Here is a 20,168-nt window from a genome sequence, read left to right as displayed (position 1 = left end):
ATCATAAGTTAGGGTGAATCCGACTTCTAAACTCTAAACCTAAACCCTGCCTACTGTCTAGAACGAAATAGCCCTGCTACCGAAAAGCCGATCGAGAATCTTTTCTCTTGACTTAGCATGACATATTTGAATGCTATGTGCTACGGGCTTGCTGTCCTCGGTTTGGTGATGGTTCGATGAATTGCTTGTTTTTTAGTCGAAGTCTGCTTTGAGAATTTTTAAGCAGTGCGATTACAATAAATCGCCGCCAATATAATTCAACTCAGGAATGCCCAATTTACCGATCAATCGACAAAAGCTCACATATATCGTTGTTTTTCTTAACATAGCTGGTATTGGGGCGATGATGTCGATCGATCAACACTGTCAATCGATTTTAGATTTTAGATTTTAGATTTTAGATTGAAGCCTTGACCCTACGGATAAATTCGGGGGCTTGTGTATCGGATACAAGTTTTTTATTTCTGGACGGATTCATTCGGGGGCTTGTATCCTGGATGCTTTCGGTCAAAGCTAAAAAATTTCCGGTATCGCAATCCTATTTAAAGTGCGAAAAAAGACTTTTTATAACGAAATATGATGGCGGATGCTCTAATTTTCTGTCAAGTCGGCCGCCTCAGCGAGGCAGATGTCCCCCTGGTTGGGTTTCCTACCTCAAAGGCATCTGCAATCTGTTTCACCCAAAGCTCTCAGAAAGCTTTGCAGGTGCGCCCCCTTCCTCTAAAATATAGAAAAGGACTTGCACTCTTAAACCGGGTTTCTAGACAAAATCATTGGTTTGACCGCTAGGTACGTAGGAAGAAACCGGGTTTCTGACTCCATAGCGCGCAAGTGGCGATCGCAAATAAAGCAGTATTGACTTTAGAGACAAATTTCATGGATGTTATCGAGTTTTTTGAGTTAAGTGCAGGCAAATGGTTTTCTCAGCGTACCGTACACAATCTCAATTCTGGGGAATTGCAGGCGGGTAAATCCGACCTCAAAATAGAAATACTGACAGCTAGCGATGCAGCAGTCGTTAAACTTTGCCAACAACACTCGATTAACCCGGCTGCAACTGGGCTAACCAGCGTTCGGATTAGTTGGGACGGTATTCCCGATCGCGACAAAGCTAAACAAATCGGTTCTACAATACTAGCGATCGTACCAAATCCCGACAATCCCAGCGAAGGCAAAGTGTTGCAAGATAAGGGTAACAGTCGCTACGTGATGGGCGACGACGTGCTGACATTGATTACAGAATCAGACACCCTCCATGCGGAAGAAAGGCTTTGGTATCTCATGCCCAACCTGCGGCTGCGGACTAGCGTTGTTAAGCAAGCTAACGGTACCGAACAAGCATCTTTTTGTTCGGAAATTCGGATGGGAGGCAGTCCCAAAAGTGAAGAGTGACAAATAACTATCTAGTTTACAAAGTTTACAGTCTATTTCTGCTTTCTCCCTTCTTTCTTCGGCCTTCTCTGGCAATCGCTTTTAACTTGGTATGAAAATCAGTGTGTTTGACAACTGGGAATGATTTTGCCACAGGTTTGTCCGCTAATTTGTGTTCAGCTTCGGCTCGATCGGCGAGGGCGGTAACAGCCACATCTTCATATACTACAAATTCTGTATTTTCTTTTGTACGATCGTCCGCTGCAGGTAATTTTCCTGTTTCCTCTGCTTCTGTGTTTGGGACTTCTGCATGAACCGCCCGATCAAGTTGCGCCTCTGACGGCCCACGAAAATCTAACTCTGCGGCACTGACTTCCGATTCCTGGTTTGATAAAAGTATATCTTCCGGTGACAGTTGAGCAGCACTTTCCCCGGTTAAATTTTGAGGAAAATTGTTGCATACCAAGCGTTCAAACTCGCGATTGAAATGATAGAGAGGTTCACCTATCCGGTGCCACATACTCAATAGCTGTCCCACAGAAACAGCCTTGTAGCGGCCTTGATACAGCGCTTCCACCACTGCTAAACGCAGCCAATAGCCGGGATACTTGGCTAGCCATTCACCCGCCAATTTCTCGGCTTTTTTGCCACCTAGGTCAAAACCGTAGTGAACCAGCAGAGCCGCTGCTTGTGCAGATATTGCGGTCACTTCTGTCATGTGTTGTCTGTTGACTGTTGACTGTTTTCTGTTGACTGTTGACTGTTGACTGTTTTCTGTTGACTGTTGACTGTTTTCTGTTGAGTGTTGTCTGTTATCTGTTGAGTGTTGTCTGTTGGTTCCAAATTCCCAATGACCAATTCCCAATCACCAATTCCCAATCACCAATTACCAATTACCAATTGAATTAATCGGATAAACGCACGCCTCCTTCTACAGTTCGCGCGTCCCCGGAAAAAGGTTCGGGAGTCCCGTTCCAGTTGAAGTCGCTAACTCTAAAAGTCAGGCTGCCGACTTGACGCTCAGGGTTAAAACGCAAAATAATTGCATAGCTGCGGCGGCTGTATTCTAAAGTGTAATTCGTACTGATTGCTTCCCCGCTTTCTAAATTAATAGCACTTTGAAATCCGACTCGAAAGCCTCCGTAAACTTGCTGGACAAGTCCAAAAGACAGGACTCTCAAATCCACTAAGCGATCGAATAAAAAGGGCGAGATACCGTCGCGCCCCACCTGGGTATAAGTCACGTTAAACCCAGTGTAATCGAGGAAAGGGCGGGAGAAATGACCGAACTGCCCTTGAATGCCGACGCTGGGGGCGAGGGAATTTTGTCGATCGCCACTGCTGTAATAAGTACCAACTCCCCGGAGTCCCAAGGCCAGTTGCAAGAAAGGAACCACTGGCGTCCGCGTATACCTCAAACCCTGGGTGGGAGTGCGCGGCAGCGGTTCGCCCTCCCACAGGTTGAAGCCGCGGCTCAAGGCGAAGCTGACTTGGGAACGGCCCAGATCGACGCGGTTGTTTTCCCGCACTGGTTCGAGCAAGTCTGCTCGATCGGTGTCAGCATTGATAAATTGATACCCAGCTTGGTAGCTGAGATTGATGCCAGTGCCTCCCAGTGGGATGACTGGGGAAGTGAGGACTGCTCCGAGGCTGCTCTGCACGGTTTGATAGCCCAGAGAACCGTTGAACAGTCGATCGCGATAACTGTATTCTGCTGCCAGAGTGTGAGTGCCGATCAATTGTCGCAGGCGCAAATTGCCCCGAAAGCTGTCTTCCGGCAAATTCGGGAAATCTTCCAAACTCAGAAATATTGCCGATCCGTCCAACCTGGTGCGCCGGCCGAGACTAGCGCCCAACCTCGCTTTCAGCCCGTAGCTGTCGGGAGAAAACGGATTACCGCCGTTCTCTGCCACAATCCGCTGCAGGTAAATTTGGGGCGTCAGAGTCAGCCGCACCGGCCCGTTTTGCAACACCTCAAAACCGCACTCGGCATACAAACCGCCCCGTTCGCCCCCGTCGTAGCCAAAGGTCAAACACGGGCCGCTCCGCTGCCTGCTGTCAAACACTTGCCTGCGGGGATACACGGGTATTTTCACGCGGTTGTCGAACACCAAGCGGGGTTTCGTTGTGACCAATTCCTCTGCCGTGGGCGAAATCCTTCTAATCGTCGCCGTCCGGGCCCTGTATTCAAATTCCGGCGGGGAAAACGGGTCGTTAGTAAGCCGAATGTTGGTTGCTACCCTCGCGCCGTCTGGCAGCAGTTCGATGCGTTCTGCTTCAAAGCGGATGCGGTTGACGGCACCGACCACTTGGGGGGCTGCTAGCTGTCCGCCGCCGCCGATAGTCACTGTAGCAGCGCCGGGGGATTTGACTCCGCGCACGGGCTGCTGGCTGGTAATTCGATCGCTCAGCGGTTGTTCGAGAAGCGTCCCGGCACTGATATCTGTCGGCAGTGTGGGGGTCAATTCGCTACCTGCTGCGGGCAGAAATATTTCGCCGCGTGCTTGTTCGACTGCGCCGCTGTTGAGGCCGAGATTGAACTCCATCCGCTGGCCACGAACTACTTGTTGCCCGCGGGTATAGGCGACATTGCCGGATGCTACCACTTGGCGGGTGACTAAGTTGACGATCGCTCGATCGGCATCAATCACAGTTTGCCGGAACCGCACAACGACATTACCCACCGCCGTGACAATTTGCTGCTTGTCGTCGAATTCTTGGCTGTCGGCCTTAACTTCAATAGTATCGGCCGGAGTGACCGGAAAAGGAACCGTCCGCTGAGAAGGGGCGGTGCGGACTCCCGGCGGCGCGGCTGGTTTCGGTTTCGGTGTCGGCGCAGCGGGTGTTCTGGGTGCAGGGGCTGGGCCTGGTGCGGGAATGTCGAACTCCTGTTGCCCGCTAGGTGCTGGTTCTAGCGCGGGTTCGGGAACGGGAATTTCAGCAGGTTCGGGAGAGTTATCTTCTAACTGCCGGCCTTGGGCCTGATACCAACTTTCCTGCTTTCCGACAACATTCGTCTCCTGTTGTTTCTGCGCCTCTGCGGTTCGTTCCCGATTCCGAATGGCAATGGCATTTTCTACCGAACCCAATTGGTAAGCCGTAAACGAGGAATCTTGCTCAACAGTCCCTGTTGCGGGTTCTCCCACAGGGGCCTGACGCTGAAATCCCAGAACTGCGTCGCCGCTTTCGACTTCCGCTAGGGGGTCGGCGATTTCTGGAGGCTGGTCGGTGGCTGGGGTGGTGCCGAGGAGTGTGGCTGCGGGTTCTGCTGGGGCTGGTGTGGGTTCTGGCTGAACGATATCTGGGATTGGTTCCGGTATTTCTGCGGGGTTGCTGCGAGTGTCTCCATCGCCGGCCGCGACAGTGAGGGCGACTTTTTTTGGCTTTGCGATGTAGATGATGCCAGGGGGTTCTGGCGGCGGTACCGGATAGGGCATAGTTATAACAGGTAAGTCATCCGATTTTAGATTTTAGATTTTAGATTTTAGATTTTATAGGGTGCAAATTATTGAAAATTTTGCATCTAAAAGGCAACTGTTTAGAGATTAATCTGACATCTAAAATTTGCAGTGGCTTTGGCGTGCCTGAAAATGGCTGATTTGAGAAGTTGCTTCCGCCACAAGATAACCTCGCTGGCGGTGCGAGGTCAATCGATTTTAGATTTTAGATTTTAGATTTGAAGCATTGACCCCACGGATCAATTCGGCGACTTTTTTATCGGATACAGGTTTTTTATTTCTGGGTCCTGAGTCTGCGAAGGAATGAATCCGGGGGCTTGTATTCTGGATGCTTGCGGTCAAGTTTTGTTCGACTAATTTTTGCTGGTTTGTCGGCTGTTGCAGGGGCTGCGGTGACGCGCCCCTACTCTGCGGCCGAGATAACTTGTTTATTCCATGTCTCTGCGGTTGGGGTTCCGGGCTGGGTCATTGGACAAAAATCCAAATATGAACAGGGAAACAAAAAATAAAACAACTACATTAACTACGATTTTGAGGGTTAGCACTGTGGGAGTCTCCAAAGATGGCATAATACTGAGCTGATTTGCTGCTGTTGCAGCAACTTTTTTATCATAAGCTAAAGATTAGTCAATTTTATCTTTGCTTTTGAGGATTTTTGGCAAGTTGATTTTTGCCCAATTCCAGAGTTGCTCAGCTATGTTTTCTAGCCGCAGCATAACTCGATCGAGCCATTCGAGCACTTGTTCTAGGGGGTGCTTAATGTATCCCATAGATTCTGCTTTTGTTTCTAAGTATTCGCCCTCCGGTGGGACGCCTGCGCTGGGATTTTTGGGTTCAGCAGCAGCGCGGTTTGCGGGGGTTGCGGGGGTGTATCTGCGGGTTTGCGCGGTGATTGCTGCTGGGAATTGGTTGTTTTGTCCGGTGTTCGAGTTTGTGTTTTTTGGCACTTGGGTTTCCGGCGCGCGCCCTGGGGTTGATTCTGCTGCGAGTGCAGAGCTATTTTTTTGAGTAACTGCTAAATCAGATAAATCAGATGCGGTTTGGGGTTGACTATTTGGGCTTTTTGTCAGCAAGCTCTGTTTTAGCTGCCCCAGCAGGCGGTGAAGTGCTTCGGGGTAAGGGGAGATTGAGACTGCAGTCGATCGACCTCCTGCCAATTCTCCTACTTCTGCAATTTTCTCCTTGACTATTGGGCTGGCTTGTGCTATGGGGCTTTGAGCTTTTACATCGGGTTCGGAACTTCCCTCGATTAAATGTTGAGGTGCTGCTTCCCCGAATAAGTCTTGCCAATTCAGCCAGGGTCGATCGACCTCTGGGCTATTTTGTGTGTTTTCTAGTTTTGAGCGCTGTTTCAAATAATACTGAATTGCGACTGATTTCTCCGTATTATCACTTGCTGCAGTTTCTTTGCCCAAAAGGTGGTCTACTGACGACCAAATAATTTGTTCGATGTTTCGAGCGTATTTTTCGAGGATGTCGCGGGCGGACAAATCTACATTGGCGTTTGTGCCGGATGTATTAATTTTGACTGCGGAGGCTTCTGTGGGTGCGGCGATTGTTTTTGCCGCTGGCGGCAGGGTAAATTCTTCGAGGTTGACTGCGGCGCGATCGAGTAATGTAACAAAGGAGAGAGGAGTAGAAGGTCGATCGAACTTGGTGTTAAAATTAGTTTCTAGTTTTGGAGTATTGTGGTCGATCGAATTCGATGCCGCAATTGACTGCTGTGCGGTTTTTGCTTCGATCTGCGCGCGGGCTTTTTGGACTAGGATGGCATTGCGGTCGATCGATTTTTTAACTGCGAGGATTGATTCTCCAAATTTATTTCTTTTGAGGGCAACCGGACTCGTCTGAAGCCATGCCATCAATTCCCAAAAACGACGCATCGGCGGCAACTGCGCTTTTTTGGCAGCCGACTCCAAACCGAGATTAAATTTTAATTCTTTTTGGGTAATTTCCCGCCGTTCCGGCCCGCTGTTGGCTACTTCCCAAGTTATGCGACCTTCCAGCATTTCCTGCTGTTCGGGTGTCAAAATATCTAATATCTGATTTTCTCTTCCCACCAATACTAAAGTGCGGGCTGGGATAAAACTGGCAATTCCCTCAACTTTTGGTTGCGGTTTTAGTTCAGTTTTAGCAAGCGGGTGTTCTAAGACGGAAGTTGTTTGATGCTTTGTGATTTGTCCGCTAAAATTGATAGCCGGAGGTAAATCGCTAGCAGTATTTCCCTGATTAATTAACAGCGGGAAGCTGGCTAAAGTTTTCGCAGTTTGCGACGAGTTTAGCAAATTTTCGGCGAGGTGCAAAATTTCGGCGATCGAACTTTCCTCGGAAGTTTCGCCCTGATACCAATTTTGTGGCAAATCGGGATTTTCGTCACCGCCAAATTCTTGCAGTTCCGGTAAATCTACTTTTTGACTTGATTCCCGCAACTGTCGGCCTAGCAGTCGGGAACTTTGCACCAGCAAATAAGCTGGATAAAGCAGAATTTGGGTGGCGGTGAGAGTTGTTTCTTTAATTTGACGCCAAGTTCGATCGCAATTGTCAGCGACTTGGCGGGACTGTTTCGATATAAAATTTAATAGTCGGCTTTGGTATGGGCCGTAGTAACCGTTGGACATAAGTTTTATTATTGAATTCAGATTTTTGATTCGCGCCGGAATTGCGAAATATTGCTGTAAAATCAAAGCGAGATTTTAATCGCAGCTTCAAACCCTCTGAAACCTTTATTTCTTCGCGTCCTTTGCGTCGGGGCGGTTCAATCCGATTTTTGATTAATACACAATTCCTATTTTAGCGAAATATGAGCGCTTCTGTGTCACCTGCTAGCAACAATATTTCTGCCACTGTCGAAAAGTTGCGCCGCCTCAGCCAAGTGGAGGTTCAGTCTGGTTGGAGGTACTGCGATTCTGACTCGGCTGTCTCTTCGGTAAATATTTGTAACAGCCCTGTTGCCGAACTTAACAGCAAAGGACATATTGCTTGGCCGTCTGGGAAGCAAGTTTTGTATTTGGGCCAGCAATTGGTAATTCCTGACAATTTGCACGGCTATCCTGTGGTGGGTTTGCGGTTGCTGCTGGGTTTGACTTGGTGGGCAGAAGATGCTCAAATTTTTGTGAACGGCGAGTTAGTCGGACAGGGAGATTTATTTGATTTTGCCGATCGAGTTTTGTTGAGTTCGTCGGCAAATCCCGGAGATGAATTTTTAGTGATTTTGCGGTTGGTAAGTCCGGGTCACGATAACGGCGCTTTAGTGCGATCGATTTGTTTGTACGAAGCTGCTGACTCTTCTTGTTTCGATCCGGGTTTTGTGGCTGCCGAATTAGAGATTTTGCAAAATTCGCTGTCCGGTAATCTGGAAAATTTAAATTCCCAATACCTCCCCAATGAAATAATAGCCGATAGCGCAATTCTTGTCAAGGGGGAAATGCTGAAATCTGAGATTGATTTGGCGCTTGGTTTGATTGATTGGTCGGCGGTGTGCGATCGCGAAAAGTTCGATCGCTCGCTGTCTGTTTTGCGGCACAATTTACTGGGCTATCTGCGGACTTTTTCGGGGGACTTAGATGAGGGAACCGCAGAGGGCGCAGAGAACACAGAGGGAGGAAGAAGAGATGAGGTTTTTGAGGTTGGAGAAAATAGCAATCCTACATCTATATATATAGGAGAAAGTGGTGCTCTGACATCTTTTTCTGGGGATTTAGATGAGGGAACCGCAGAGGGCGCAGAGGCCGCTGAGGGAGGAAGAAGGGATGAGGTTTTTGAGGTTGGAGAAAATAGCAACGCTACATCTATATATATAGGAGAAAGTGGCGATCGGACATCTATATATAGAGGTAAAATCTATTTGGTCGGTCACGCTCATTTAGACTTAGCTTGGCTGTGGCCTGTCCCGGAAACTTGGGAAGCGGCAGAGCGAACTTTTGAGTCGGTATTGAAATTGCAATCCGAGTTTCCAGATTTGATTTTCTGCCATTCAACTCCAGCACTTTATGCTTGGGTGGAAGAACATCGGCCGGACTTATTTGCTGCGATTAAAAAACAGGTGGCGGCGGGTTGCTGGGAAGTTGTCGGGGGGATGTGGGTAGAACCGGATTTAAACTTGATTTCTGCTGAATCAATGGTGCGGCAAGTTTTTTACGGACAGCGTTATGCAAAAGAAAAATTTGGAGAATTGATGCGGGTAGCTTGGCTACCGGATACTTTCGGTTTTGGGTGGCAATTACCTCAGATTTTGCGGCAAGGCGGAGTTAACTATTTTGTGACGCAAAAGTTGCGTTGGAATGATACAACGGAATTTCCCCACGGTACATTTTGGTGGGAAGGGTTGGACGGTACTAAAATTTTTAGTATGATGTCTCCTCCAATTGGCGAAAGTATAGAATCTGTGAAAATGGCAAGTTATGCTTTTGACTGGCAAGTTAAGACTGGTTTGCAAGATGCTCTTTGGTTGCCTGGGGTTGGCGACCACGGCGGTGGCCCGACTCGTGATATGTTGGAGGTGGCGAAACGCTGGAAAATGTCGCCTTTTTTCCCGAAGTTGGAGTTTGCAAAAGCGGTTGATTATTTGTCTTTGATTGAGAGTCAGTTTTTGCCGGAAGTTACGACAACTAAGCCAGAAAGTGATGTTGCAGAATCGGACAATCAGGAGAATTTGGGGGCGCGAAAATTGTCAAACTTGTCGGCAATTTCGGGTGCAAATCTTCCCATCTCACAACTCAAAACTCTTCCCGTTTGGAAAGACGAACTTTATTTAGAATTCCACCGGGGTTGCTACACGACTCGCGCCGACCAAAAACGCCAAAACCGCCGCTGCGAAGAATTACTCTACCAAGCGGAGTTGCTGTCTTCGCTGGCAACGATTTGTACTGGTGCGGTTTATCCGAAATCTGAGTTAGAATCAGCTTGGAAACAAATTTTGTTTAACCAGTTTCACGATATTTTGCCCGGTTCTGCGATCGCCCAAGTTTACGCGGATGCTAATCTAGCCTTTGCCGAGGTCGATCGCACTTGTCGCGAAATCCTGCTAAAATCTTTGGATGCAATCTCGGCTCAAATTTCTCTGCCGAATCCCCCGCAGCCCGACGCTCAACCGATTTTGATTTTCAATACTCTCAATTGGTCGCGCTCTGAGGTTGTCGCCTTACCGCTTCCCGATGCCGGTGATTCAGCTTGGCAAATATACGATTTTTCCCGACGGCGACTGGCTTCGCAGATTGTCAGGGGCGATCGACCGCAATCGCACTCTACACTGTTATTTTGGGCAAATAATCTCCCCGCCGTTGGCTACCAGGTGTTTTGGCTGTGTCGCGAAGACGCTCAAACTGTGGATAATGCGTCCGCGAGTCCAGAAACCGAAAAAAAGACAGATTTATCAAAACTTACATACGGTATAGCACAAAAAAACACACCTGGTCAAGAAAGGCATTTTGCAGTCGCACAAATGGTTTTAGAAAATGAATTTATTCGCGCAACAGTAGACGGCAAAACAGGGGATTTATCCAGCATTTGGGATAAAGTAAATAACAGAGAAGTCCTGAATGCAGCAGGTGGCAATCAACTGCAAGCATTTCAAGACAGCGGTCAATATTGGGATGCTTGGAACATAGACCCAAATTATGAAAAACATCTGTTACCCGCGCCGACACTTAAAGAGATTGCTTGGGTACAGCAGGGAGAAATACGGCAGAGTTTGCGCGTAGTCCGACAAATTGGCAAATCGGAGTTTTGTCAAGATTATATAGTAGAAATAGGTTCGCCGCTGCTGAAAATCAAGACAGTTGCAGATTGGCAAGAAAAGCACGTTTTAGTAAAAGCAGCCTTTGGGTTAAATGTAGAAGCAGATTTTGCAACTTGCGAAATTCCCGGGGGTGCGATCGCACGCACCACCAAGCCGCAAACATCCGCCGAAAAAGCCAAATGGGAAGTGCCGATTTTGCGCTGGACTGATATCAGCAATGACGGTTTTGGAGTGAGTTTGCTCAATGATTGCAAATACGGTTGCGACCTTCAACCAAATCAAATTCGGCTGACATTGCTCCGGGGTTCGACTTGGCCGGATGAACAAGCAGATGTAGGAGTTTCCGAATTTACTTGTGCAGTGTATCCCCACGCTGGAAATTGGCAGGATGCAGGTACTGTTCGACAGGGCTACGAGTTAAATTTACCACTGCTAGTAAAGGTGTTACCCAAGTTAGAGGAAAATGGGAACAAGACTCTGCCGCTAGTTGGCAAGTTTTTGGATTTGTCCGCCGAAAATTTAGTGCTGATGGCATTCAAACAATCGGAAGATGATTCTAATGTGTGGATTTTGCGGTGTTACGAGTGTCATGGTGAAGAGGCGAAGTTGGAATTAAAGAGTGATTTGGGTTTGGCGATTAGTCAGCCCGTCGATTTATTAGAACAACCCATAAATTTGCCTCAGAAGTCAGAAGATGGGAGAAGTTTCAGAATATCACGGTGGAAAATAGCCAGTTTTGCAGTAAATTTATCATTACCAATTGAGAGATAGTACCTCCGCGCAAATTTATCCAACCTTTTGAGACTTTGGGAACTTAGTGCGAACAAAATTCGTCAACCTACGCCAATTAGCTCTCACAACTTTCTTCTGATCTAAAATATGCAAAATCGCGAACGCTAAAAATGTGTACGCCAGCCAAAAATGCAAACTACTTCCCACCTCAACCATTGCGGAATCCTGCGGAAACAGATCCGGCAAAAGAATTCCGAAAAATTTCACATTGTTACTTTTGTAAGAGTTAGTAAGTAAGAAACCAGCAACCGGAACTAGCCACATAAAAAGGTACAAACTCACGTGCAGAGCAAAATTTTTGTACCATTCCTTCGTAAACTTTGGCAGGCGTTTCGTATATTTTTTCCACCATACGCGGAGCAAAGTTAAAATCCGCCAAGTCAGCAAAGCCATTGTCAGCACTCCTACGGATTTGTGAAAATCGTAAAGGGGGCCTCGAATAGACAATTCTCCTGGCAATTGAGCCATAGAAGTACCGCTAATAAACAGCACTAAATAGCAAGCTGACATTACCCAGTGTAAAGACATCAGTTGTTTGAACGCAGAATTAAGTCTGGGTTTCGCAGCGGGTTTTAGGGTAGTCACTCTTTCTTACCTCCTTAGCGTTTGCTGGACAAGATTAAGTATAAACTATAGGACTAAAGCTCGTGGTCGATTGTGCATTATAAGATTTACTTAACTTAATTATTGCAAATATTTATTAAACAGTCAAATTAACTATATTTACGATCGTCATTCCCAACACAAAACATCGTACTGGGGTCGATTGCCTCCCAAGCAGTTTTCAGGTCGAGTATCCCAAAGCCACCGCAAAAGCTGACCCGATAATTGCCACCGCCGCCCGGTTCATCCGCAGCCCCGGCAAATATCCCAAACCGAATCCGAAGTAGGTCAGTCCCAATACTAGGTATTTGAGTGTTATCATATATACTTAAAACCATTGATTGTCGGTTTTTTTTTATTGTCTAGGATGCTAAAAGTACAGACCGGGTAATTGCAGCTAAACCTGCTGGCATTGCAACTAGCGGGAAATATCGTCTGCAGACCGTGTACCAGCTACAAACAAACACAGTGGTTGGATGGGGAAGCGAAAACCAGCACGCTGGACAAGTGGTATTTTTGTTACAACTTGTAACTTTTTTCAAACAACAGGTTTAATTTAGTTTCACAAAAAAGTTAAATTCCAGAAAGTAAAATTAATTACAGTCGAGTTAAGCTAAAAGTGTTTGCTAAAAAAAGTAATTCAAGCAACCCCGAAACCAACTATTCTCACTTGATCGACACGGACGGCGACTTCGCGACAGCAAAACTTTCGTGCAGCCAACAAGTCGAACAAGATTGGTATGGAACTCTCTACGATAATTTTCCGGGCATTTACTTCGTTCTAGACGCTTTGGGAAGAGTTTTTTCGCTCAATCAATTCGGCGCGTCTCGCCTCGCCTACAAATCGCAGGAATTAATTTGTCATTCAATTTTTAACATATTTTACTGCCAAGAGCAAGGCAAAATGCAGGCAGAATTTGCTGGATTGGCCCAGCCGGAAAACGGTACGCCAACTCCAAAAATTGCCTGTTGGGAAGGCTGCTTGACTTGCAAAGACGGCAAGATTATTAAGGTAAAAGCAACCGCGCGCCCAATGCCGGCGGTAGATTGGAAAATAGAGGAAAATACTAATGGTCGTTCAATTGCCAATTTCCAACGGCCGGCTGTACTGTTAGTTTGCGAAGAAATTAAGGCCGCTTCGCAGTCACCCATGCCGCCCAACCAGAGAGGAAATTGGCGCAGTCCAACTTTAGCGATCGCAAAATTAGCCAAAAGTCAACTGAAAGAACGCAACAATATAGAAGACTTCATCCGCGAAGTAACAGAAACCGCTGTCAGTATTGTCAACTGCGATCGAGCCAGTATTTGGCTGTATGGCGAAGACAAAACACAGCTTCACTGCATCGACCTTTACGAACAAAATACTAAACTCCATTCCGTACAAATCATCATCACAGCAGCCGACTGTCCGGCATATTTTCAAGCTTTAAAATCCGCAAGTGCGATCGCAACAGTTGCTGCAGAGAATGATCCCCGAACGCGAGAACTTGTCGGTCTTTATTTGCTCGATCAGGCAACGACTTCCCTGTTAAATGTACCGATTGTGCTAGCGGGTAAAATGGCGGGCATAGTCAGCGCGGAACGCCAGGGTTCCGACGGTGATTGGACGGAAGAAGAACACGAATTTACCCAAATATTAGCAGATTTTGTCTCCTCAAGTTTGTCAGCTAGCGAAAAGTTAAAATTAGAAGCAATGCGGCACGAACAGCAGCAAAACTTGCTGACCCAATACTACGATCAACTAGAGGAAAGAGTTGAAAGACGCACTGCTGAACTCAAAAAAGCTAACCACAAACTGCAAAAAGAAATAATTAAAAGAAAGCAAGCCGAAGCAGAACTACGCCTGCAGCAACAAGAACAGCAAATAATTTTTGATTCCGTGCCGGCGATGATTTGGCTCAAAGATACCGAAAGTCGCCTGCTGCGAATTAATCAAGCCGCCGCTGCATCGAGAGGTTTGCCTGCGGCTCAATTAGAAGGTAAATCTTTTTATGAAATCTATCCAGACGAAGCAGAGCAATATTATTTAGAAGATTTGGAAGTAATCAATTCCGGCGTTCCCAAGCAGGGCCAAGTCGAACTACTACCAACAGCATCGGGTCAAAAATGCTGGGTGCGGACAGATAAAATACCTTACCGCGATGAAACAGGTAAAGTCGCTGGTGTAATCGTGTTTGCCGTAGATATTAGTGATTTAATTAAAGTCGAAAAAGAACTGCGAGAATATCGCGATCGCCTCGCAGAAAAAGTCGAAAAACGTACTGCTATGTACAGGCAAGCCATGACCGCTTTGTACTCGGCAAATACGCAATTGCAACAGTTAATTAACAACAGCTATTCCTCTGGCGAAAATGGCAGCAGCCAGTCAGCAGCGCGGTTGCTCGAATGCGAAGCTTATTTTGAAGCAGTGGCCGTGGCTGACCGCGACACAATTTTGAGCGTCAGCAGCAATTTTGCCCAACTTTTCGGTTACGAACCTGCGGAAATGGTGGGAATGAGCTTGCTGGAACTACTGTCGCCGAAATCATACAAACAGGCGCCGCAAATGATTTCTGCAGCCAGTAATACAGTCTGTGAAACTGTTTTTCTCAAGCGAGATGGAACTGCTTTTCCTGCTGACGTTCGCAGCAAATTTGTATTTTGGGAAGGTCGTTTAGTACAGGTGAAAGCAGTCCGAGACCTCACGGAACGAAAATTGACCGCAGCAGAATTAGAGCGATCGCGCTCTCTGCTGCACGCTACCTTAGAAGCAACGGCAGACGGCATTCTCGCCGTTACTACCGCCGGAGAAATGATTAGCTATAACGAAAAGTTAGTTCAAATGTGGGGAATTCATGAAGAAGTTAGAAACTCAATGGATAGAACGCTGCGATTGGCATTCCTCACTAAGCAAGTTAAAGATCCGAGAGCTTTTTTGCAGAGAGTTAAAGAATTTTATAGCGATGCGGAGTCGGAAGGTTGCGATATTCTAGAATTTAAAGACGGCCGCACTTTTGAGCGCTATACGCAGCCGATTCGAGTCGGACAAAATATTATTGGCAGGGTGTGGCGCTTCCGCGATATTACCTCTCGCGAAAAGGTGACGGCCATGTTGGGAGATTCTCAAAGGCGCTTTCGGGCAATTTTTGATTCTTCTTTCCAATTTGTGAGCTTATTGAAACCGGACGGCACTCTGCTGGAAGCTAACCAAACTTCTCTGGATTTTGCGGGAATTAAGCTACGGGATGTGGCAAATAAACCGTTTTGGCTGTTGCCTTGGTGGGGAGATTCTGAGGAAGTTCAGGAACAGTTGCAAGAGGCGATTTCTCGATCGGCAAAAGGTGAATTTGTCCGCTATGAAGTAGAAGTTCAAGGTGTAAATCGGACTGCTACTGTTGATTTTTCTCTCAAACCGGTCGCGGATGAAACGGGCAAAATAGTATTGTTGCTGCCGGAAGGTCGGGACATTACTAAAAGTAAGCAAGCCCAAGTCGCGCTGCGGCAACAAATAGAAAGGGAACGCCTGATCGGGCAGATTCAATCGCGCATCCGTTCTTCTCTGGATATCCAAGATATTCTCAACACTACAGTAGCGGAGGTGCGGGAGTTTTTGGTAACCGATCGCGTGCTGGTTTTCCGCTTCCGACCCGACTGGAACGGAGATGTGGTGGTGGAGTCGGTTGGAGAAGGATGGATTCCACTGAAGGGGATGGGAATTGACGATTGCTGTTTTGCCAATACTTACATCGGACAGTATTTAAAGGGCCGCATTCGTGCCATAGAGGATGTTCATGCTTCTAATTTGAGCGAGTGTCACCTTAATTTTTTGGAGGCGTGTCAGGTGAAGGCAAATTTGGTAGTGCCGATTGTCCAGCAGGGAATAGAACCTAGGGAAGGTAACGGTTCTTGTCAAGTGCCGAAGTTGTGGGGTTTGCTGATTGCCCACCACTGTTCGGGACCCCGCCAGTGGCAGCAGTTTGATGTGGATTTGCTGAGTCAGTTGGGTACTCAAGTTGCGATCGCGATCGAACAATCTTTACTTTACCAGCAGTTAGCTGCTGCCAACCAGCGGTTGGACGGGTTGGCGAATTTGGACAGTCTAACTCAACTAGCTAACCGCCGCCGTTTTGACGAGGTGATCAACCGAGAATGGGAGCAGTCAAGCTCTTCGGAACCGCTATCTTTGATTCTGTGCGACATTGACTGTTTTAAACTTTACAACGACAATTACGGGCATCAAGCCGGGGATGCTTGTTTGCAGCAAGTGGCGCGGGCGATCGGGGATGCTTGCACAAACGCACCCGCAGAACGCCTATATTTGGCTGCTAGGTACGGCGGCGAGGAATTTGGCGTAATTTTGCCAAATACGGATGTCGTCGCTGCACAGGCGGTTGCGGAGGGAATCCGCAGCCGCGTCAAAGCATTGGCAATTCCCCACATCAAGTCTGTTGTCAGTGATTGTGTGACTCTCAGCTTGGGGGTGGCGACGATTTCTGAAGGTCAAAACTCGCCGAAAATGCTGATTGAAGCTGCAGATAAGGCACTGTATCGAGCTAAATCTGGCGGGCGCGATCGAGTGGCTATTAGTGATTAGTCAGGTTATTTTAGATTTTAGATTTTAGATTTTAGATTTTAGATTGGGGAATTACTGATGAAGCTGCTGGTTTTGAGCTTGTCTACAGTTGCATTCTTTTTTGAAACTGGTATTACTAAAAAAACGATCGCCCTAACTGGCATAAAGTTAGTGCGATCGCGGTACTATGAATCAGCTATTTATTAATCAGACTCTGGGCGTAGCTTTTACGCCTTTTCACGAAGATTGTTACAAGACTTCACAGAAAGAGGGGAAGAGTGGGAGATGCAGAAATTTTCCTTCTACTGAATGACTACTGACTAACCTATTTAGCTAACAGTTTTTGAAACACCTCATACATATCCTCAGCCAACTTTTTAGGATTCCACAAAGGTGCGAGATGTTCTGGCTGCTTAGATTTTACTAAATGCTCTTTCACCCTATTTCTCAAACCAGCATCGCGGCCAAACTCAACTCCCCGCTGCGTGTATTCCTCCCAACTCCACGCCGCACCAACATCAACATTTGCACTTTTCAGAAAAGCGTAACCCATGCGCGAAAGATATTGGTCGCCAGATCGAGTTACCACTGGCAAATTAGCCCACAAAGCCTCTAAATTGTGAGTCCCCCCGTTGTAAGGATAGGAATCTAAAAGCACGTCGGCTACATAATAAATAGCGCGGTGTTCTTCTTCACTTCTGGTTTGCCCTATAAACTTAATCCGACCAAAATCTACTCCCTGAATTTCGCATTCTTCGCGGTAAGTGCTGTGAATAACGTCGGGGTCGCCTTGACCTTTGCGGATTAACACACTATCTGGTACTTGCTTAAGGATTTTAACTTGAGCTCGTACCATTTCGGGATTGGTTTTTCTGCCCGGAGAAACGCACAGATAAGTCATCTGATCTAAGCCAATTCCGAGAGCATTTCTAATCGCCTCTCGATTCACAGGAATGCTTTGCAGTGCGCCAATTGCTACCGAACAGCTAGGCAATCTTACTAACTGTTCTAAGTAATTTTTTTCAACACCAGGGGGGTGAGTGTGTTCGTCGCACAGAAAGTAGTGATTATCTGAAATGTAGGGTGCGTCAAATCCCAGCCAAGAAACGCAAATTCCCGCAGGATATTGATACAGCACTTCGACATTTGTTGGCACTGTCATCGAGTCTAAGTCTATCAAAACATCCAAGTTGTCTTGCGCTACTTCGGCGAAGATTTCACCGCCATCAGCAAAGCCGTTTGGATATTTTTTAGGCCAGTAAAACTTGCCCGCCATGTCTTCAAACCGCTGCGTAACCTCATCTCGGTGGAGTTTCCCGGTGACGTAAAGGTGAACGTGGGGGGTGATGTGGCTTAATTCGCGAATTAAAGCTTCGCTGCACCAGCCTACTGAGTGGCGGCGGAAGTGTTTGGAAAGGAAGCCAATTTTTAAAGGACGCTGTTCTTTTGTTTGATAATTTGCTAGGTTGCTTCTGTTAATTTCCTGGCGCTTAGGGACGGCTTTTTGGTAGTATTCTTTGGCAATGAGTCGATAAAAACTGGCATTTTTTTCGCGGTTGTCTCGCAGGTGAGAAACTGCAAACAGGAAGATTTCGTAGAGCAGTTTGAGTTCGATTACGCTAAAGGTTTCGACCTTTTCGTAACATAGTTTTTCGATTTCTTCGAGTTTTTGAATTGCCTGTTGGCTGACACCTGATTGCAGGTAGGAAAAGACGTAGGCTGTAGCTGACATGATTGGGGCATTTTCGCCGCAGTTTTCGCAGTATTTGTCGGCTACGCTACGGGCTCCGGCGAGGTTGGTGGAATGGCTTAGCAAGTCGCACAATTGTTGGTAGGCTTCGCTATATTTGGAGTTGCATTGGATCGCCTTTTCAAAATTGGCGATCGCCTCCAAGGGCTTATCTTGTTTCTGAATGTGTCCCATCCGGCAGTAAACCTCTGCCCAACTCGGTTTTAATGCCAAAGCTTGCTGATAGCTTGCTAAAGCTTCTTCCAGCCGCCCCTGCATGGAAAAACAACTGCCGAGGTTAGCGTGAACTTCCGGCCAGTCGGGCTTAATTTTCAGAGTATTTCGGTAATTAGTAATCGCTTCTTCGTACTTGTTTTGCTGTAAAAAAGAATTGGCTATATTGAAGTGCAAAACTTCTAAGTGTGGCTTTAAAGCTACAGCTTTCTGATAGTAAGCGATGGCAGCGTCGAGATTGCCTTGTTGCGATCGCACGCTGCCGATGTTACCGTAGGCTTCAGCCCAATCCGGTTTAATGGCGATCGCTTTTTCGTAGCATTCGATGGCTTCATCGCGCTTTCCTTGGCTGAAAAGTCGATTACCTAAGTTAAAGTGGAAGTCTGCACCGACTAGCTGCGGGTTGAGTTCGGATGTTCTTTTAAAACAGGCGATCGCTGCTTCGATGTTACCGTGTTTCTGATATACTTTCCCTAAGTTCCAGTGAGCTCCCGCTAAATCTGGACTGAGGGCAATGGCTTGCTGGTAATGGGCGATCGCTTCTTCCAAACGCCCCATTTTGAAATACATACTGCCGATATTGGCGCGCACTTCCGCAAAATTTGGCTGCAATTCTAGGGCTTGAGAATACGATCGAATCGCAGCTTCTGTTTTGCCTACTGCTTGCAAAGCATTCCCTAAAGTTACGTAAGCATGGATGAAATCCGGTCGAATTTTTAGGGCTTGCTGACAAGCTGCGATCGCCTCTTTAATTTTACCTTGAACTAAAAACTGTTCTGCCAGTTCTTTGTAGGGTTCTACTTCTTGAAAATTGGCAACTTGTCCGCTATCTGGAACATTAAGCGAGGTAACTTGTTCCGAAAGTTCGGCGGGGTTTGTAAAGGGAGTATTTAAAGTTTCAGTGGTGGGCGCTGGCGGCAAATTGATGCTCGAAGGCTGCAAGCCGTAGCCTTCATCTTTGTTGACAGATACTGGTTGCGCTTCGCCTGATTCTGTTTCTAATTCGATAAAGTTGCTGTCGGTAGTTTGCCGCTGTTTTTGTGCGAGCAAACTCGATATTTTCTCAGCAGCGCTGGCATCTCCCGGTTGCTGTTGCAGCACTTTTTGATAGCAAGCAATGGCTGCATCTAACTTTTCTTGCTGCTGCAAAACGCTGCCCAGCATCATATTAACCGAACACAATTGAGGATTTATTAGCAGAGCTTTCTGGTAATAATTTGCCGCCTGTTCCAATTGCCCTAACTTGTAATACATACTGCCGAGATTCGCGCTAGCTTCAGCAAATTCCGGCTGAATTTCTAAAGCTTGCAAGTAAGCTTGAATTGCCATTTCCAGTTTGTCTTGACTCTGCAAAGCATTGCCTATTGTCAAGTAAGCAGCAGCAAAATTAGGTTGAAATTTAAGAGCGACATTACAAGAGGCGATCGCCTTTTCAAATTCTCCTTGTAAAACATAAACTTCCGCCAACTTTTTATGAACTTCTGCATCTTCGGGATTGAACTCTAAAGCTTTCTGATAATTCTCGATGGCGCCACCGAGATCACCCTGATCTTTCCGCCAATTTCCCTTTTGAAAATAATCTCTCACTGCCTCTAAACCTACTAAAGAATTCCGGCTCATTTGCTCTGCCACTCTTACAGTTTTTACACTAATAATATTCAACCATTCTAACCACTATCGGGATCGCACAGA

11 protein-coding genes are annotated in these 20,168 nt (G+C 46.8%); 4 read left to right on the top strand and 7 right to left on the bottom strand.

The genetic code is table 11. The features are described 5' to 3' along the window. Positions 1-876 precede the first annotated feature (876 nt). Positions 877-1,392, top strand: a complete 516-nt coding sequence (locus tag QUB44_RS09455; RefSeq protein ID WP_333365990.1) for a phycobiliprotein lyase — start codon at positions 877-879, stop codon at positions 1,390-1,392. A 25-nt stretch (positions 1,393-1,417) separates the two neighbouring features. Here the strand turns inward: QUB44_RS09455 and QUB44_RS09450 are convergent, their stop codons facing one another. The 4 genes from QUB44_RS09450 to QUB44_RS09435 form a co-directional block, all read right to left on the bottom strand. Then, positions 1,418-2,089: a hypothetical protein gene (locus QUB44_RS09450; protein ID WP_333365987.1), complete on the bottom strand. Its 672-nt coding sequence runs from the start codon at positions 2,087-2,089 to the stop codon at positions 1,418-1,420. 187 nt (positions 2,090-2,276) lie between these two features. Beyond that, positions 2,277-4,808 carry a DUF3769 domain-containing protein gene (locus QUB44_RS09445; RefSeq protein ID WP_333365985.1) on the bottom strand — a complete coding sequence of 844 codons (2,532 nt, stop codon included), beginning with the start codon at positions 4,806-4,808 and terminating at the stop codon, positions 2,277-2,279. A gap of 449 nt (positions 4,809-5,257) precedes the next feature. Beyond that, positions 5,258-5,374: a photosystem II reaction center protein I gene (locus tag QUB44_RS09440; RefSeq protein ID WP_039887172.1), complete on the bottom strand. Its 117-nt coding sequence runs from the start codon at positions 5,372-5,374 to the stop codon at positions 5,258-5,260. A 78-nt stretch (positions 5,375-5,452) separates the two neighbouring features. Beyond that, positions 5,453-7,447, bottom strand: coding sequence for a hypothetical protein (locus QUB44_RS09435; RefSeq protein ID WP_333365982.1), 1,995 nt, complete (start codon positions 7,445-7,447; stop codon positions 5,453-5,455). Between the two features lie 182 nt (positions 7,448-7,629). Here QUB44_RS09435 and QUB44_RS09430 point away from each other — a divergent pair, with 182 nt between their 5' ends. Then, positions 7,630-11,337 (top strand): alpha-mannosidase, encoded by a 3,708-nt coding sequence (locus QUB44_RS09430; RefSeq protein ID WP_333365979.1) that lies wholly within the window; start codon positions 7,630-7,632, stop codon positions 11,335-11,337. 15 nt (positions 11,338-11,352) lie between these two features. Here the strand turns inward: QUB44_RS09430 and QUB44_RS09425 are convergent, their stop codons facing one another. Both QUB44_RS09425 and QUB44_RS09420 read right to left on the bottom strand, forming a co-directional pair. After that, positions 11,353-11,943, bottom strand: a complete 591-nt coding sequence (locus QUB44_RS09425) for a cytochrome b (protein WP_333365976.1) — start codon at positions 11,941-11,943, stop codon at positions 11,353-11,355. Positions 11,944-12,142: 199 nt separating this feature from the next. Further along, on the bottom strand, positions 12,143-12,283 hold the full coding sequence (locus QUB44_RS09420) for a hypothetical protein (RefSeq protein ID WP_333365973.1): 141 nt from the start codon (positions 12,281-12,283) through the stop codon (positions 12,143-12,145). Between the two features lie 297 nt (positions 12,284-12,580). On the opposite strand from QUB44_RS09420, the gene QUB44_RS09415 reads away from it, so the two are divergent. Next, positions 12,581-16,534 (top strand): PAS domain S-box protein, encoded by a 3,954-nt coding sequence (locus QUB44_RS09415; protein WP_333365970.1) that lies wholly within the window; start codon positions 12,581-12,583, stop codon positions 16,532-16,534. Positions 16,535-16,591: 57 nt separating this feature from the next. Continuing rightward, entirely contained in the window at positions 16,592-16,720 is a 129-nt protein-coding gene (locus QUB44_RS09410; protein ID WP_333365967.1) for a hypothetical protein, read from the top strand. Positions 16,721-16,838: 118 nt separating this feature from the next. Here the strand turns inward: QUB44_RS09410 and QUB44_RS09405 are convergent, their stop codons facing one another. Beyond that, positions 16,839-20,096 (bottom strand): tetratricopeptide repeat protein, encoded by a 3,258-nt coding sequence (locus QUB44_RS09405; RefSeq protein ID WP_333365964.1) that lies wholly within the window; start codon positions 20,094-20,096, stop codon positions 16,839-16,841. Positions 20,097-20,168 lie beyond the last annotated feature (72 nt).

Source organism: Microcoleus sp. AT3-D2, assembly GCF_036705715.1.
In the GTDB taxonomy this organism is placed as follows: domain Bacteria; phylum Cyanobacteriota; class Cyanobacteriia; order Cyanobacteriales; family Microcoleaceae; genus Microcoleus.
Note: the sequence above shows the minus strand (reverse complement) of the source record. Positions and strands in the feature narration are given on the sequence as shown.